This is a genomic window from Burkholderia sp. BCC1640, assembly GCF_902833125.1.
GTDB classification, from domain to species: domain Bacteria; phylum Pseudomonadota; class Gammaproteobacteria; order Burkholderiales; family Burkholderiaceae; genus Burkholderia; species Burkholderia diffusa.
This window is the reverse complement of the sequence record NZ_CADFEF010000008.1, coordinates 167,629-184,038: the sequence shown is the minus strand read 5'-3', so window position 1 is coordinate 184,038 and position 16,410 is coordinate 167,629. Positions and strand designations below refer to the sequence as shown.

Annotated in this window: 14 protein-coding genes; 6 read left to right on the top strand and 8 right to left on the bottom strand. The window is 69.3% G+C overall.

All coding sequences use genetic code 11. The features are described from left to right. Positions 1–15 precede the first annotated feature (15 nt). The 4 genes from prpB to prpF all read left to right on the top strand — a co-directional run bounded on the left by prpB (position 16) and on the right by prpF (position 6,092). Positions 16–909, top strand: coding sequence for a methylisocitrate lyase (prpB, locus tag HWX25_RS11675; RefSeq protein ID WP_044845010.1), 894 nt, complete (start codon positions 16–18; stop codon positions 907–909). Between the two features lie 116 nt (positions 910–1,025). Then, positions 1,026–2,198 (top strand): 2-methylcitrate synthase, encoded by a 1,173-nt coding sequence (gene prpC / locus HWX25_RS11670; RefSeq protein WP_059448941.1) that lies wholly within the window; start codon positions 1,026–1,028, stop codon positions 2,196–2,198. A gap of 82 nt (positions 2,199–2,280) precedes the next feature. Further along, positions 2,281–4,875 (top strand): Fe/S-dependent 2-methylisocitrate dehydratase AcnD, encoded by a 2,595-nt coding sequence (gene acnD / locus HWX25_RS11665; protein WP_175908577.1) that lies wholly within the window; start codon positions 2,281–2,283, stop codon positions 4,873–4,875. A gap of 26 nt (positions 4,876–4,901) precedes the next feature. Then, positions 4,902–6,092 carry a 2-methylaconitate cis-trans isomerase PrpF gene (gene prpF / locus HWX25_RS11660; protein WP_175908576.1) on the top strand — a complete coding sequence of 397 codons (1,191 nt, stop codon included), beginning with the start codon at positions 4,902–4,904 and terminating at the stop codon, positions 6,090–6,092. A gap of 74 nt (positions 6,093–6,166) precedes the next feature. Here the strand turns inward: prpF and HWX25_RS11655 are convergent, their stop codons facing one another. The 7 genes from HWX25_RS11655 to HWX25_RS11625 form a co-directional block, all read right to left on the bottom strand. Continuing rightward, positions 6,167–7,105, bottom strand: a complete 939-nt coding sequence (locus HWX25_RS11655; RefSeq protein WP_175908575.1) for an alpha/beta hydrolase — start codon at positions 7,103–7,105, stop codon at positions 6,167–6,169. A 61-nt stretch (positions 7,106–7,166) separates the two neighbouring features. Further along, a complete protein-coding gene (locus tag HWX25_RS11650) occupies positions 7,167–8,321 on the bottom strand; it encodes an acyl-CoA dehydrogenase (RefSeq protein ID WP_059815148.1) in 1,155 nt (384 codons plus the stop codon). Positions 8,322–8,359: 38 nt separating this feature from the next. Beyond that, the gene (locus HWX25_RS11645; protein WP_175908574.1) at positions 8,360–9,682 is read right to left on the bottom strand and encodes an MFS transporter; all 1,323 of its coding nucleotides are present in this window, start codon (positions 9,680–9,682) and stop codon (positions 8,360–8,362) included. 10 nt (positions 9,683–9,692) lie between these two features. After that, positions 9,693–10,745 (bottom strand): porin, encoded by a 1,053-nt coding sequence (locus HWX25_RS11640; RefSeq protein ID WP_059815144.1) that lies wholly within the window; start codon positions 10,743–10,745, stop codon positions 9,693–9,695. Positions 10,746–10,839: 94 nt separating this feature from the next. Further along, complete coding sequence (locus tag HWX25_RS11635) at positions 10,840–11,640, bottom strand: enoyl-CoA hydratase-related protein (protein WP_244135189.1); 801 nt, start codon at positions 11,638–11,640, stop codon at positions 10,840–10,842. Next, positions 11,637–12,857, bottom strand: a complete 1,221-nt coding sequence (locus HWX25_RS11630) for a CoA transferase (RefSeq protein WP_175908573.1) — start codon at positions 12,855–12,857, stop codon at positions 11,637–11,639. Before HWX25_RS11630 ends, HWX25_RS11635 begins: the two co-directional genes overlap by 4 nt. A 70-nt stretch (positions 12,858–12,927) precedes the next feature. After that, positions 12,928–13,710: a crotonase/enoyl-CoA hydratase family protein gene (locus HWX25_RS11625; RefSeq protein ID WP_175908572.1), complete on the bottom strand. Its 783-nt coding sequence runs from the start codon at positions 13,708–13,710 to the stop codon at positions 12,928–12,930. 134 nt (positions 13,711–13,844) lie between these two features. On the opposite strand from HWX25_RS11625, the gene HWX25_RS11620 reads away from it, so the two are divergent. Together HWX25_RS11620 and HWX25_RS11615 are read left to right on the top strand one after the other, a co-directional pair. Next, a complete protein-coding gene (locus HWX25_RS11620) occupies positions 13,845–14,684 on the top strand; it encodes a helix-turn-helix domain-containing protein (RefSeq protein WP_244135190.1) in 840 nt (279 codons plus the stop codon). Positions 14,685–14,807: 123 nt separating this feature from the next. Further along, positions 14,808–15,860 carry a CaiB/BaiF CoA-transferase family protein gene (locus HWX25_RS11615; protein WP_175908571.1) on the top strand — a complete coding sequence of 351 codons (1,053 nt, stop codon included), beginning with the start codon at positions 14,808–14,810 and terminating at the stop codon, positions 15,858–15,860. 63 nt (positions 15,861–15,923) lie between these two features. Here the strand turns inward: HWX25_RS11615 and HWX25_RS11610 are convergent, their stop codons facing one another. After that, entirely contained in the window at positions 15,924–16,367 is a 444-nt protein-coding gene (locus tag HWX25_RS11610; protein WP_059467287.1) for a PaaI family thioesterase, read from the bottom strand. Positions 16,368–16,410: the final 43 nt, after the last annotated feature.

Sequence of the window (16,410 nt, the reverse complement as noted above, 5' to 3'; positions counted from 1 at the left end):
TTCAGGAGGCCGTTCATGAGCAACACGCATCTTCAGAGCGCCGGCGCGAAATTCCGCGCGGCAGTCGCGGCCGAGCAGCCGCTGCAGGTGGTCGGCGCGATCACCGCGTATGCAGCCAAGATGGCGCAGGCCGTCGGCTTCAAGGCCGTCTACCTGTCGGGCGGCGGCGTCGCCGCGAATTCGCTCGGGATCCCCGATCTCGGCATCAGCACGATGGAAGACGTGCTGATCGACGCGAACCGGATCACCAACGCGACCGACCTGCCGCTGCTGGTCGACATCGACACGGGCTGGGGCGGCGCGTTCAACATCGCGCGCACGGTGCGCTCGTTCATCAAGGCCGGCGTCGCGGCCGTCCACCTCGAGGACCAGGTCGGCCAGAAGCGTTGCGGCCACCGTCCGGGCAAGGAAGTCGTGCCGACCGACGAAATGGTCGATCGCGTGAAGGCCGCGGTCGATGCGCGCACCGACGACCAGTTCGTGATCATGGCCCGCACCGACGCGGCCGCCGCCGAAGGGATCGACGCCGCGATCGAGCGCGCGATCGCATACGTGGAAGCCGGCGCCGACATGATCTTCCCGGAAGCGATGAAGACGCTCGACGACTACCGCCGCTTCAAGGCCGCCGTGAAGGTGCCGATCCTCGCGAACCTGACCGAGTTCGGCTCGACGCCGCTGTTCACGCTCGACGAACTGCGCGAGGCGAACGTCGACATCGCGCTGTACTGCTGCGGCGCGTATCGCGCGATGAACAAGGCCGCGCTGAATTTCTACGAGACGCTGCGCCGCGACGGCACGCAGAAGGCTGCCGTGCCGACCATGCAGACCCGCGCCGAGTTGTACGACTTCCTCGGCTATCACGCCTACGAGCAGAAGCTCGACGAACTGTTCGCGCAGGGCAAGAAGTAACGCGGCCCGCGCGCCGGGACACGGTTCCCGGAATGCTTTGCATGAAGCCGGAGCGCGCGCACCCGCGCCGCGCCCGGCCGACATGACACCCCCGATACCCATTGGAGAACGGAAACATGAGCGAGACGAAAGACGCAGCAGCACCGGCCGCCGCAGGCGCATTCAAGCCGAAGAAGTCGGTGGCGCTGTCGGGCGTGACGGCCGGCAACACGGCGCTGTGCACGGTCGGCAAGACCGGCAACGACCTGCACTACCGCGGCTACGACATTCTCGACGTCGCCGAATCGTGCGAGTTCGAGGAAATCGCGCACCTGCTCGTGCACGGCACGCTGCCGAACCTGACCGAACTGGCCGCGTACAAGACCAAGCTGCGCGCGCTGCGCGGCCTGCCGAACGCACTGAAGGCCGCGCTCGAGCAGATCCCGGCCTCCGCCCACCCGATGGACGTGATGCGCACCGGCGTGTCGGTGCTCGGCACCGTGCTGCCGGAGAAGGACGATCACAACCTGCCGGGCGCGCGCGACATCGCCGACCGCCTGATGGCGTCGCTCGGCTCGATGCTGCTGTACTGGTATCACTTCTCGCACAACGGCAAGCGCATCGAGACGGAAACCGACGACGACTCGATCGGCGGCCACTTCCTGCACCTGCTGCACGGCAAGACGCCGTCGAAGTCGTGGGTCGACGCGATGCACACGTCGCTGATCCTGTACGCGGAGCACGAGTTCAACGCATCGACGTTCACCGGCCGCGTGATCGCCGGCACGGGATCGGACATCTACTCGGCGATCACCGGCGCGATCGGCGCGCTGCGCGGGCCGAAGCACGGCGGCGCGAACGAAGTCGCGTATGAAATCCAGAGCCGCTACAGCTCGCCGGACGACGCCGAAGCCGATATCCGCCGCCGCGTCGAGAACAAGGAAGTCGTGATCGGCTTCGGCCATCCCGTCTACACGATCTCCGATCCGCGCAACAAGGTGATCAAGGGCGTCGCGCACAAGCTGTCGAAGGAAGCGGGCGACCTGAAGCTGTACAGCATCGCCGAGCGCCTCGAATCGGTGATGTGGGACGCGAAGAAGATGTTCCCGAACCTCGACTGGTTCAGCGCCGTGTCGTATCACATGATGGGCGTGCCGACCGCGATGTTCACGCCGCTGTTCGTGATCTCGCGTACGTCCGGCTGGAGCGCGCACATCATCGAGCAGCGCGTCGACAACAAGATCATCCGCCCGAGCGCGAACTACACCGGCCCGGAAGATCTGCAGTTCGTGCCGATCGAGAAGCGCTGACACGCCCGCCGCGCGCATCGGCGCCCATGATGCGGGCTGCCGGCGCGCGCGGAACGTCTTACCCCGATTTCCGCCCCACATCATGAATACCGCCAACCGCAAACCCCTGCCCGGCACGTCGCTGGACTTCTTCGACGCGCGTGCCGCGGTCGAAGCGATCGCTCCCGGCGCGTACGACACGCTGCCGTACACGTCGCGCGTGCTCGCCGAAAACCTCGTGCGCCGCTGCGATCCGGCGATCCTCGCCGATTCGCTGAAGCAGATCGTCGAGCGCAAGCGCGAACGCGACTTCCCGTGGTTCCCGGCGCGCGTGGTGTGCCACGACATCCTCGGCCAGACGGCGCTCGTCGACCTCGCGGGCCTGCGCGACGCGATCGCCGAGCGCGGCGGCGACCCGGCGAAGGTGAACCCGGTCGTGCCCGTGCAGCTGATCGTCGACCACTCGCTCGCCGTCGAGTGCGGCGGCTTCGATCCGGACGCGTTCGCGAAGAACCGCGCGATCGAGGATCGCCGCAACGAGGATCGCTTCCACTTCATCGAATGGACCAAGCAGTCGTTCGAGAACGTCGACGTGATCCCGCCGGGCAACGGCATCATGCACCAGATCAACCTGGAGAAGATGTCGCCGGTGATCCAGGCGCAGGACGGCGTCGCGTATCCGGACACCTGCGTTGGCACCGACAGCCACACGCCGCACGTCGACGCGCTCGGCGTGATCGCGATCGGCGTGGGCGGGCTGGAGGCGGAGAACGTGATGCTCGGCCGCGCATCGTGGATGCGCCTGCCCGACATCGTCGGCGTCGAACTGACCGGCAAGCGCCAGCCCGGCATCACCGCGACCGACATCGTGCTCGCGCTGACCGAATTCCTGCGCAAGGAAAAGGTGGTCGGCGCGTACCTGGAATTCCGCGGCGCGGGCGCGGCGAGCCTCACGCTCGGCGACCGCGCGACGATCTCGAACATGGCGCCCGAATATGGCGCGACGGCCGCGATGTTCTTCATCGACGGCCAGACGACCGACTACCTGCGCCTCACCGGCCGCAGCGACGAGCAGGTGAAGCTCGTCGAGACCTACGCGAAGGCGGCGGGCCTGTGGGCCGACGCGCTGAACGGCGCGCAGTACGAGCGCACGCTGACGTTCGACCTGTCGAGCGTGGTGCGCAACATGGCCGGCCCGTCGAACCCGCACAAGCGGCTGCCGACGTCCGACCTCGCCGCGCGCGGCATCGCCGGCCAGTGGGAAGAGAAGGCGGGCGAGATGCCCGACGGCGCGGTGATCATCGCCGCGATCACGAGCTGCACGAACACCAGCAACCCGCGCAACGTGATCGCCGCGGCCCTGCTCGCGCGCAACGCGAACGCGAAGGGCCTCACGCGCAAGCCGTGGGTGAAGAGCTCGCTCGCGCCGGGCTCGAAGGCGGTCGAGCTGTATCTGGAAGAAGCGAACCTGCTGCCGGAACTCGAGAAGCTCGGCTTCGGCATCGTCGCGTTCGCGTGCACGACCTGCAACGGGATGTCGGGCGCGCTCGATCCGAAGATCCAGCAGGAGATCGTCGATCGCGACCTGTACGCGACCGCCGTGCTGTCCGGCAACCGCAACTTCGACGGCCGCATTCACCCGTATGCGAAGCAGGCGTTTCTCGCATCGCCGCCGCTCGTCGTCGCGTATGCGATCGCCGGCACGATCCGCTTCGACATCGAGAAGGACGCGCTCGGCCACGACCACGACGGCAAGCCCGTCACGCTGAAGGACATCTGGCCGACCGACGAGGAGATCGACGCGATCGTCGCATCGAGCGTGAAGCCCGAGCAGTTCCGCAAGGTCTACGAACCGATGTTCGCGCGCACCGCCGATGCGGGCGAGCGCGCGGCGCCGCTGTACGACTGGCGTCCGCAAAGCACGTACATTCGCCGTCCGCCGTACTGGGAAGGCGCGCTGGCCGGCGAGCGCACGCTCAAGGGCATGCGCCCGCTCGCGGTGCTCGGCGACAACATCACGACCGACCACCTGTCGCCGTCGAACGCGATCCTCGCGAACAGCGCGGCCGGCGAGTACCTCACGAAGATGGGCCTGCCGGAAGAGGACTTCAATTCGTACGCGACGCACCGGGGAGACCACCTGACCGCGCAGCGCGCGACCTTCGCGAACCCGACGCTGATCAACGAGATGGCGGTGGTCGACGGCGCGGTGAAGAAGGGCTCGCTCGCGCGCGTCGAGCCCGAAGGCAAGGTCATGCGGATGTGGGAAGCGATCGAGACCTACATGAATCGCAAGCAGCCGCTGATCGTCGTCGCCGGTGCCGACTACGGCCAGGGCTCGTCGCGCGACTGGGCCGCGAAGGGCGTGCGGCTCGCGGGCGTCGAGGCGATCGTCGCCGAAGGGTTCGAGCGGATCCACCGCACGAACCTGATCGGGATGGGCGTGCTGCCGCTCGAGTTCAAGCCGGGCACGAACCGCGCGACGCTCGGCATCGACGGCACCGAGACCTTCGACGTGATCGGCGAGCGTACGCCGCGCGCCGACCTCACGCTCGTGATTCACCGCAAGAACGGCGAGCGCGTCGCGGTGCCCGTGACGTGCCGGCTCGATACGGCCGAGGAAGTGTCGATCTACGAGGCGGGCGGCGTGCTGCAGCGTTTCGCGCAGGACTTCCTCGAATCGTCGCAGGCCGCCTGACCGGGCCACACAGGGACAACGCAAACATGGCTCACATTCCTCAAATCAGGATTCCGGCGACGTATATCCGCGGCGGCACCAGCAAGGGCGTGTTCTTCCGGCTGCAGGATCTGCCGGACGCCGCGCAGGCGCCGGGCGCCGCACGCGACGCGCTGCTGCTGCGCGTGATCGGCAGCCCCGATCCGTACGGCAAGCAGATCGACGGGATGGGCGGCGCGACGTCGTCGACCAGCAAGACGGTGATCGTGTCGAAGAGCACGCGCCCCGGCCACGACGTCGACTACCTGTTCGGGCAGGTCGCGATCGACAAGGCATTCGTCGACTGGACGGGCAACTGCGGCAACCTGTCGGCGGCGGTCGGCCCGTTCGCGATCAGCGGCGGGCTCGTCGATGCGTCGCGCGTGCCGCGCGACGGCATCGCGACCGTGCGCATCTGGCAGGCGAACATCGGCAAGACGATCGTCGCGCACGTGCCGATCACGAACGGCGCGGTGCAGGAGACGGGCGATTTCGAGCTGGACGGCGTCACGTTTCCGGCCGCCGAAGTGCAGCTCGAATTCATGGATCCGGCCGCGGAAGAAGAAGGCTCGGGCGGCTCGATGTTCCCGACCGGCAACCTCGTCGACGACCTCGCCGTGCCGGGCATCGGCACGCTGAAGGCGACGATGATCAACGCGGGGATTCCGACCATCTTCGTCGAGGCCGAGGCGATCGGCTATACGGGCACCGAGCTGCAGGACGCGATCAACGGCGACCCGAAGGCGCTCGAGAAGTTCGAGACGATCCGGGCGCACGGCGCGCTGCGCATGGGCCTGATCGACACGCTCGACGAGATCGCGACGCGTCAGCATACGCCGAAGGTCGCGTTCGTCGCGAAGCCGGCCGACTATGTTGCGTCGAGCGGCAAGCGCGTGAACGTGGGCGACATCGACCTGCTGGTGCGGGCGATGTCGATGGGCAAGCTGCATCACGCGATGATGGGCACGGCGGCGGTCGCGATCGGCACGGCCGCGGCGATTCCCGGCACGCTCGTCAACCTGGCGGCGGGCGGCGGTGAACGCAACGCGGTGCGCTTCGGCCATCCGTCGGGCACGCTGCGCGTCGGCGCGGAAGCCCGGCTCGAAAATGGCGAATGGACGGTCACGAAGGCGATCATGAGCCGCAGCGCGCGCGTGCTGATGGAAGGCTGGGTGCGGGTGCCGGGGGATGCGTTCTGAGCGTGTCGGGCGTCGTATCGACGAACGGCAAGGGCGGCTTCGGCCGCCCTTTTTCGTTTCTGCGTCGATGGCGGTCAGCCGTGCAGGAAGCGGCGCAGCGCGTCGTGGCCGATGCGCCGCGCGGCCGTCGATACGCGCGCGTCGGGCACGATGTCGAAGCCGTGCACGCCACCCGGGAAGACGTGCAGCTCGGTGGGCACGCCGGCCCGGATGAGGCGCTGCGCGTAGCCGATGTTCTCGTCGACGAACAGGTCGACCGTGCCGACGGCGATGAACGCCGGCGGCAGCCCGTCGAGCCGTTCCGCGCGGGCGGCCGCCGCGTAGGGCGACACGCCGTCGAGGCCCGGCGCGTGGCCGAGCAGTGACGTCCACGCGAACCGGTTGTTGGCCGCGTGCCAGACGAATTCGCCGGCATGCGGATGCGGTGCGCGCACGCAGGTGCGGTCGTCGAGCATCGGATACATCAGGTGCTGGAACGCCAGCGGGTATTCGCCGCGATCGCGCGCCAGCAACGCCAGCGCGGCCGCGAGCCCGCCGCCCGCGCTTTCGCCCATCACGCCGATGCGCGCCGGATCGATGCCGAGCGCGTCCGCATGGTGGAAGGTCCAGGCGAGTGCCGCGTAGCAGTCGTCGATCGCGCCGGGAAACGGCGTCTCGGGCGCGAGGCGGTAGTCGATCGACACCAGCGCGCACCCCAGCGTCTTCACCAGCGGGCGATGCACGGCTTCGAGATCCTTCGCGGCCCCGCGCACATAGCCGCCGCCGTGCATGTGCACGATCGCCGGCAGCGGGCGCGTCGCGTCGTCGGGCAGGTATACGCGCACCGGCACGTCCGGCGCGCCGCCGGAGCCCGGCACGCGCCGATGCTGGAGCGTGTTGCCGACCGTGTCGATCGGCGGCAGCGGCAGGGCGCGGTCGCGATGCCGGGCGAGGTTGTCGGCGGTGAGCGTGACGGTCGGCCAGGCGTCCAGCCAGGGGCGGATGTCGGGATCGACGAGATGACGTGTATCCAAGGTGCGACTCCGTGAGGAAAACGGCGCGACGCGCGCGACCGGGGAACCGGTGATGGCGGCGTCACAGCACGCTGCGTGCGACGACCCAGCGATGCACTTCGGTCGGGCCTTCGAAGATGCGCATCAGCCGCGCTTCGTTCGCCATCTGATGCAGCGGCAGCTCCTTCGTCATGCCCATCGCGCCGAGCGTCTGCATCGCATGATCGATGACGCCCGACGCCATCTCCGTCGCGAACACCTTGACCATCGAGATCTGCGTGCGCGCATCCTGTCCGGCATCCACTCGCGCGGCCGCTTCATAGGTCATCAGGCGGCACGCGTGGATCTGCGTCAGCGCGTCGGCGACCCACCACTGGACCGCCTGGCGCTCGGCCAGCGGCACGCCGAAGGTCTTGCGCTGTTTCGCATGGTCGCACAGCAGCGCGACCGCGCGCTCGGCGCGGCCGATGCACCAAGCGGCCATCTCCAGGCGACGGTTCGACAGGCGCGCCTGCATCGGCGCGAAACCGGCGCCTTCGCGGCCCAGCAGCTGCGTGGCGGGAACGCGGCAATCCTCCAGCACGATTTCATAGGTCGACAGCCCGCCGATCATCGGAATGCGGCGTTCGATGACGAAGCCCGGCGTGTCGCGCTCGACGATGAATGCCGACATGCCGCCGCGCTTGCCCTTGCTTCGGTCGGTCAGCGCCATCACGATCGTCCAGTCGGCTTCGCGCGCGTGGCTGATCCAGATCTTCCGGCCGTTCAGCACCCACGTGTCGCCGTCGCGCTCGGCCGTCGTCGACAGCGCGCCCGGGTCCGAGCCGGCACCCGGCTCGGAAATCGCCATTGCGGAACGCGTGACGCCGCGCGCGTACGGTTCGAGGTAGCGCGCGCGCTGTGCGTCGTCGGCCGCGTCGCACAGCATCCGCAGGTTCGGCGAGTCGGGCGGGAGGACGTATGGCGTCACGGTCGTGCCGATCGCTTCGTTCACGCCGACCATCGCGACGGCCGGCAGGTCCGAGCCGCCGGCATCGGCGGGCGCGTCGAGACCCCACAGACCGAGTTGCCGCGAGCGCTCGTCGAGCCGCGCGCGCTCGTCGGCGAGCAGCGCGAAGCGCTGGCCGTCGGCCTCGCGCGCCATCACGGCCGCTTCGAGCGGCATCAGCTCGTCTTTCACGAAGCGTGCGACGAGATCCTTGATCATCTGGTGGTCGAGATCGAGTTCGAAATTCATGGATGTGTCGATGAAGGAGTGAAGGGAAGGGGGCGCGCTCAGACCGCGCGCGCAGGGGACGCCGCCCGGGCGCGCAGCGTGCGGAAGAGCGCCACGCAGCCGGCCGCGAGCAACGCGGCGTTGAAATAGAGGCCGCCGCGCATCGAGCCGGTGGCGGTGTTCAGCACGCCCATCAGGAACGGGCTCGCGAATCCGCCGATCGCGCCGGACATCGTGATCGCCGCGATCGCGATGGCCATCGAGCGCTTCGGCAGCGCGAGCCCGGGCAGCACCCAAAACGCGGGCAGTGCCGCGGCATGCGCGGCGACTGCGACGCAAAGCGCGATCGTCAGGTTCGCGGTGCCGTCGACGCGCGCCAGCACGACGAGCGCCGCCGCGCACGCGAGCATCGCGGCCGCGCCGTGTTCGCGCCACGCCTGCCGGTGTTCGGTGCGCCAGCCCATGCCGAGCAAGCCGATGACGCCGCACAGGTAGGGCAGCGCGGACAGCGCGCCGATCTGCATCGCGCCGTGCAGGCCACCGCGGTGCAGGATCACCGGCATCCAGAACACGAGCGCGTAGCCGGCCGCCGCGATCGAGAAATTGGCCGCGCACAGCAGCCAGAAGTCGCGATGCGCGAGCAACGGTCGTGTCGACGCCACGCCGTTGCCGACATCGGCATCGGCCTGCGCGTGCGCATCGCGCAGCGCGGCCTTCTCGGCGTCAGACAGCCAGCGCGCGTCGTCCGGCCGGTCGTCGAGGAAGCGCAGCGCGACGAGACCGAGCGCGCTGCTCGGCAACCCTTCGACGACGAACAGCCATTGCCAGCCGCTCAGGCCGGCGACGCCGTCGAAGACCGTGAGAATCACGCCCGACACGGGGCCGGCGATCAGCCCCGCCAGATACAGCGCGCTCATGAAGAGCGCGAACGCCTTCGCACGCTGCTTCGGCGGATACCACGCGCCGAGATGGAACAGGATGCCGGGGAAGAAGCCGGCCTCGAATACGCCGAGCAGGAACCGGCACACGTAGAACTGCGCGGGCGTCGCGACGAACATCGTCGCGGCCGAGCCGAGCCCCCACAGCACCATGATCCGCGCGATGGTCCGGCGCGCGCCGATCCGCGCGAGCAGCGCGTTGCTCGGAATCTCGAACGCCATGTAGCCGATGAAGAAGATGCCCGCGCCGAGCCCGTAGACGGCGTCGGAGAAGCGCAGCTCGGCGGCCATCTGCGCGTGCGCGAAGCCGATGTTGATGCGGTCGATGAACGACAGCGTGTAGCAGAGGATCAGGAACGGCAGCAGGCGCCGCGAGATGCGGCGGTAGAGGGCCGGCATCGCGTCTTCGCGCACGCCGGCCGGGGTGGACAGGGTCGAGGTCATGGGCACTCCGTCAGAAGCGGTGAGTGATGCCGAGCGCCAGCACCTGCTCGGTGCCGCCCGGTTGCGGTTGCACGCCGGCGACGACGGTGTTGCGCGCGCGGCCGCCGTTCTTCATGTACAGGTAGCGGGCATAGAGCGAGGTCCGCTTCGACAGCGGACGGTCGTAGCCGAGGCCGAACGCGGTCGCGTCGTTTGCCGAGCCCTTCACGTCGCGGCGCACGGCCGACACCAGCACGCGGTCGAGCGCGCCGACGTCGACCGTCGCGCCGACGCTCATCGTCGAGAACGCGGGCGAGCCGGGCGCGGTGCTGGCGCCGTGGAGGAACGCGCCGTACAGCTTGACTCGCGCGAACGCGTAGTTGGCGGCGAATACGTAGTGGCGGGTGGTCGTCGGCTGGACGACGGGTGCGAGGTTGCCGGCCGACATGTCGTCCTGGAAGCCCGCGCCGACGTAGAGGCCGCCGATCCGGTACTGGAGCCCCGCGCCGTAGTTGCGGCCGGCCTGCGTGGACAGCGCGTTCGGCGTCGGAAAGCCGTAGGTGGCCATCACGCGCAGGCCGTTCCAGTTCGGGCCGAGATACGACGCCGCCTGGTTGAAGCGCGGAATCGGCGGCGTCGTGGCGGTCGTGATCGAGTCCGTCGACGTCGCGAGCAGCGCGAGCGGCGACATGCGTTCGTTCAGGCCGAACGGGTCGCCCTCGTACACGATGTAGAACGACGGCGTGTATTGCCGGCCGAGCCGCAGGTCGCCGTAGCGCGTGTCCTGCAGCGCCACGTACGCCTGCCGGTAGAACAGCGTGCCGCCCTGGAGCGAACCGTCGGCCGGCGAGAAGCCGCTTTCCAGCACGAATTTCGTCGAGGTGCCGCCGCCGAGATCCTCGACGCCCGTCAGACCGACGCGGCTCGTCGACCCGCCACCGCCGCTCTGCCGGAAGCTCGACAGGCTGCCGATGCGATCGAATTCGACGTAGCTGTCGACGATTCCGTACAGCGTCACCGACGACGCGTGCGCGTGCGGCGTGCACAGCACGCAGGCGCCGATCAGGAGTGCTTTGCGTTGCATGAATGTGTCTCCGTTCCATGTTTGTTATGCGCCGCGCCCGCGTGCGGGGCGGCGATCGACGGCGCGCGGCGGACGGGGCCGCGCGCCGTCGGGCTCAGCGTCCCTTGAACACCGGCTTGCGCTTCTCGAGAAACGCGCGGGCACCTTCGACCCGGTCCTCGCTCGCATAGACGTCGGGGCCGACGTCGAGCCGCAGCGCCGCGGCAACCGGCAGGCCCCAGCTGCGGGTCGCCGTTTCCTTGATGCGCCGGATCGTGAGCGGCGCGTTCGCGGCGATCGCCTGCGCCAGTTCGCGCACGGTATCGTCGAGCGCGGCGCCGGGGACGACCCGGCTCAGCAACCCGACGTGCAGCGCTTCGTCAGCGTCGAAGCGGCGGCCCGTGAACAGCAGCTCCATCGCGACCGCGCGCGGCAGGATGCGCGGCAGCAGCACGCTCGCGAAGTTCGCACCCATGCCGACTCGCGCTTCGGGCAGCGCGAAATAGGCGTGATCGGCGGCGATCCGCAGGTCGCATGCGAGCGCGATTTCGAAGCCGCCGCCGACCGCGTAGCCGTTGATGGCCGCGATGGTCGGCTTGCGCAGTTCGAGGATCAGCTCGTGCACGTTGCGTGCAAGTCCGCGCATCGGCCGCATGCCGCGCATCTCGGGATCGCCGAGATCGATGCCCGCGCTGAAGGCCCGCTCGCCCGCGCCGCGGATCACGATCGCGCGCACCGCGGGGTTGTCGTCGAGCGTGACGAGTTCGTCGCACAGGCGCCGGATCGCGTCGGCGGACAGCGCATTGGCGACATGCGGGCGATGAATCGTCAGCCACGCGATGCCGTCGTCGTCGCTGCGCAGGATCGATGGGGCGTCGTCGCCGGTCAGGGAGGAGAACGTGCGCGGCGTGGTCATGACGTGCTCCCGGAGGTGGCGGCGCGCTCGTCGTGAACGACGCCGGCCTTGCGCAGCGCGTCGCGGCGGGCCGCGTCGAGGCCGAGCGCGTCGAGCACCGCGTCGGTGTCGGCCGCGAACGGCCGCGGCGGCCGGCGGATCGAGCCGGGCGTGCGCGACAGCCTGGCCGGGATGCCCGCGCCGGTGTAGGTGTCGTTCTTGACGAACATCGCGTTGCGGGCCGCTTGCGGATGGCCGAACCCGTCGGCGATGGTGTTGACCGGTCCCGTCGCGACGCCGGCGCGCATCAGCCGGTCGACGACCTCGTCGGCGGGCAGCTCGGCGGTCAGCTGCCCGATCAGCGAGTCGAGCGCGTCGCGGTGCGCGACGCGCTGCGCATTGGTTGCGAAGCGCGGATCGCGCGCGAGCTCGGGCACGCCGAGCGCTTCGACCAGCTTCGCGAACGTGCGGTTGTTGCCCGCGCCCGTCGCTACCGGCTTGTCTTTGCAAGAATAGACGCCGTACGGCGCGATCGCGGCGTAGACGTTCCCCGTCGCGACGGGCACGTCGCCGGTCGCCATCCAGGTCGTGCTGAGCGGATGCAGCATCGACAGCGCGGTGCTGAACAGGTCGATGTCGACGTGCTGCCCGAGCCCGGAGCGCGTGCGTTCCACCAGCGCGAGCAGGATGCTCGACATGGCGCTCAGCCCGGCCGCGTAGTCGACGACCGGAAACGGTACCTTCAGCGGCATGCCGCCCGGCTCGCCGTTGATCGACATGAAGCCGGCGAGCCCCTGCGCGACGGCGTCGTAGCCCGGAAACCGCGCGAGCGGGCCATCGGTGCCGTAGCCGGAGATCGAGCAATGGACGAGGCGCGGAAAGCGTTCGCGCAGGCAATCGTCGTAACCGATGCCCCAGCGTTCGAGCGTGCCCTGCTTGAAGTTGTCGACCAGCACGTCGGCCGTCTCGAGCAGGCGGAACAGCACGTCGCGGCCGTCGGGATGCGACAGGTCGAGCGCGAGGTTGCGCTTGTTGCGGTTGAGCCCCCAGTAGTAGCTGGAGAGGCCGCTCGGCATCGCGGGTCCCCAGTCGCGTGTTTCGTCGCCTTGCGGCGGTTCGATCTTGATGACGTCCGCGCCGTGGTCGGCGAGCGTCTGCGTGCAGAACGGGCCCGCATAGACGCGGCTCAGGTCCACCACGCGCACGCCCGCGAGCGCGCCCTCGTTGCTGATGATCATGACGATGTTTCCTTCGATGGTCGGCGATGCTGGCGTTCGCCGGCTGGGTGCAGGGCGAAGCGCCGCGGGTTCAGTCGCGCGCGGCGAACAGCGCTTCGACGGCCGCGCGGTGTTCGGGCGTTGTGTGGGCGAATGCCTGGTACGACGCGGACAGGTCGAGCAGCGTGTCGAGGCTCGCGTGCCGGCCTTCGCGCAGCAGCCGCTTGGTCAGGCGCAGTGCGGTGCCCGGATGGCGCGCGATGCGCGCGGCGAGCGCGTGCGCGTGGGCCAGCAGTTCGCCGTCGGAGACGACGCGCGACACCAGCCCGTGGCGCAGCGCCGTTTGCGCGTCCACCGCGTCGCCCGTGAACGACATCTCGGCGGCGACGGCCGCGCCGACGATCTGCGGCAGGAACCACGCGCCGCCGTCGCCCGGCACGAGGCCGAGCGCGATGAAGCTCTCCGCGAAGCGCGCGCTGTCGGCGGCAATGCGGATGTCACACATGCAAGCAAGGTCGGTACCGGCGCCGATGGCCGGGCCGTTGATCGCCGCGATTGCGGGCACTTCGAGTTGCTGGAACGCGTGCGCGAGGCGCTGGATGCCGCGGCGATAGCGGGTGCGGATTGCCGCGAGGTCGTGCAGGTCCGACTCGGCGAGCGCACGCATCGCCTTCACGTTGCCGCCCGACGAAAACACGGCGCCGGCGCCGGTCAGGACCAGCACGCGAATCGACTCATCGCGGTTCGCTTCGTCGCAGCACGCGACCAGTTCGTCGATCGCATCGGTGTCCGAAATGGCGTTGCGGGTTTCGGGGCGGTTCATCGTGACGGTCAGGATCGGTCCCTGTCGTTCACGGATCAGAAAGGCTGACATGGTGTCTCCGTATGTTCTGTACCGCGGGGCTTCACGCCGCGGGCCGAAGCCTAGTATCGTCACGACGGTTGGCGGCGGGAAATTCTGTTCCACATACGTGGAAGGGGCCGCCGTGACGGGCGCGGAGGGGCGGGATGAGCGGAAACGTGGTCAAGAGCGCGGCGCGCGTGTTCGAGGTACTGGAGCTGTTCAGCGAACTGCAGCGGCCGCTGAGCGTGCGCGAGATCGCCACGCGTTGCCGCTATCCCGGGTCGAGCGCGGCGGCGTTGCTGACCAGCATGAAGGTGCTCGGCTACCTGTCGTACGACGAACGGACGCACGCGTATGCGCCGACGGCGCGGCTCGTCAATCTCGGCGAAGCGCTCGTCGATTCGGCGGCGGGCAGCCGGCGATACTGGCACGCCGTGGCGAAACGGCTGGCGGCCGGCACGCGGGAGGCCGTCGTGATTGCGGTGCAGAGCGACCTGTACGTGCAGTACATCGACGCCGTCGCGGGCGCGCACCGGATTCCGGTCCAGTTCTATGCGCCGATCGGCACGCGTCGCGAGATCTGCATGTCGGGGCTCGGCTGGGCGTTGCTGAGCCTGCAGCCGGACAGCACGATTCGCCGGCTCGTGGCGCGCAGCATCCGGCGCATCGGAAGGTCGGGCAGGACGATCGACGAGGACGTCGTGCTGGACAAGGTCGAAGAGACGCGCCGGCTCGGCTATTCGTATTCGGCGCATACGGTGACGCAAGGCGCGGCGATGATCTCGATGGTGATCGCCGACGGCTGGAACGGCATGCCGCTCGCGATCGGCGTCGCCGGGCCGGTCGAGCGGATCGAAGAACATCGCGGCGCGATCGTGCTCGCGATGCGCGACGCGCTGGCCGAGCGCGTGGACGAAGCGGTCGGCGAGTCGCGCGGCCGCTCGTGCGGCGACGCGTCCGCCTGCGGCGGCCTCCGCCGGCATCGGGCGGACGGCGGCGGGTGATCATCCGATGTCGACGCGAACCTTGCGTATCGGCCGTCTTGCCGTCGGCGCCGCGCGCGTTCGCATAGAATCGGAGCGTCGTTTCGTTTCGCCCCTGTCCGGTTGCATTTCCGCGAGGTCGCCATGTCATTGAACGCGCCGCTTTCCGGCGTCCACATCGTCGAATTCGAAGGCCTCGGCCCCGGCCCGCTCGCGGGCTGGATGCTCGCCGGGATGGGCGCGCGCATCACGTTGATCGCGCGTCCGGCAGGCCGCACCAGCGCGCCGGACGCGCTGCAGGGCCGCGACGGCGACCTGCTGCGCGAAGGCAAGACGATCGTCGAACTCGATCTGAAGACGCCGGCCGGCCGCGACGCGGCGCTCGCGCTGATCGCGCAGGCCGACGCGCTGATCGAGGGGCTGCGGCCCGGCGTGATGGAGCGCCTCGGTCTCGGCCCGGACGATTGCGCACGCGGCAATCCGAAGCTCGTGTACGGACGGATGACGGGCTGGGGCCAGGACGGACCGCTCGCGGCGGCCGCCGGGCACGACCTGAACTACGTCGCGCTGACCGGGCTGCTGTCGCTGTCCGCGCCGCGCGACGGCCGGCCCGGCGTGCCGCCGACCGTCGTCGGCGATGCGGGCGGCGCGCTCGGGCTCGCATTCGGGATCGTCTGCGCGCTGTTCGACGTGCGCGGCGGCGGGCCGGGGCGCGTGGTCGACGGGGCGATCGTCGACATCGTGTCGATGCTCGGCTCGCTCGCGTTGTGGGCACGCGCGAACGGGCAGCTCGATGGCGCGCAGCCGAGCCTCTTCCACGATGCGCCGTTCTACGACGTATATCGCTGCGCGGACGGCGAATGCGTGACGATCGGCGCGCTCGAGCCGCCGTTCTACGCGTTGCTGGTCGAGCGGCTCGGGTTGAGCGATGTCGATCCGGCGTCGCAGTACGATCGCGCGCGCTGGCCGGCGCTGAAGGCGCGTTTTGCCGAGGTATTCGCGCAGCAGCCGTCCGCACACTGGCGCGCGTTGCTCGAAGGGACCGACGCGTGCTTTGCGCCCGTGCTGAGCGTGGCCGCTGCGGTCGAGCATCCGCACAATGCAGCGCGCGGGATCTATCGAACTGACGAGAACGGGAACGTGCGGGCGCGCGTGGCGCCGCGGTTTCTATCGTTGCAGGATGATGACGCGGGTTGACGGAGCAGGGTGCGCGGGGCTTGCCGCCGCGTGTGCTCCGCCGTGTCGAGCGATATCGGCCGCTTACGCCGTTTCCTCCGGCGCATCCGGCATCTTGCCGTCGCCGACGCGATTGATCGTGCCTTGCGCGATCGCGACGAGCCGCTCGTGATCGCCGTCGATGACGAACACATGACACTGGCAGGTCGCCTGGTGCCGGCCCGCGTAGACGACCTTCGCGCGCGCGACGAGCGTGCCGTTCACGGCCGGCCGCAGGTAGTTGATCTTGTATTCGGCGGTGATGACGCGCGGGCCGAGCACGAGCGCGCCGGCGAAGGTCAGCGCGTTGTCGGCGAGATAGCCGATCACGCCGCCGTGCACGAAGCCGTGCTGCTGCCGCAGCTCTTCCCGCACGGGCAGGCACAGCGACACTTCGTTGTCGCCGATATGCATCAGCTCCGTGCCCAGCAGCATGCTGAACGGTTGCGCGCGCAATGCGCCGCGCGCGTGGTCCGTGATGTCCGTCATCGACTGCCCTCGCAATGCGTGTCCGCTTGCGCTGAACTCTAGG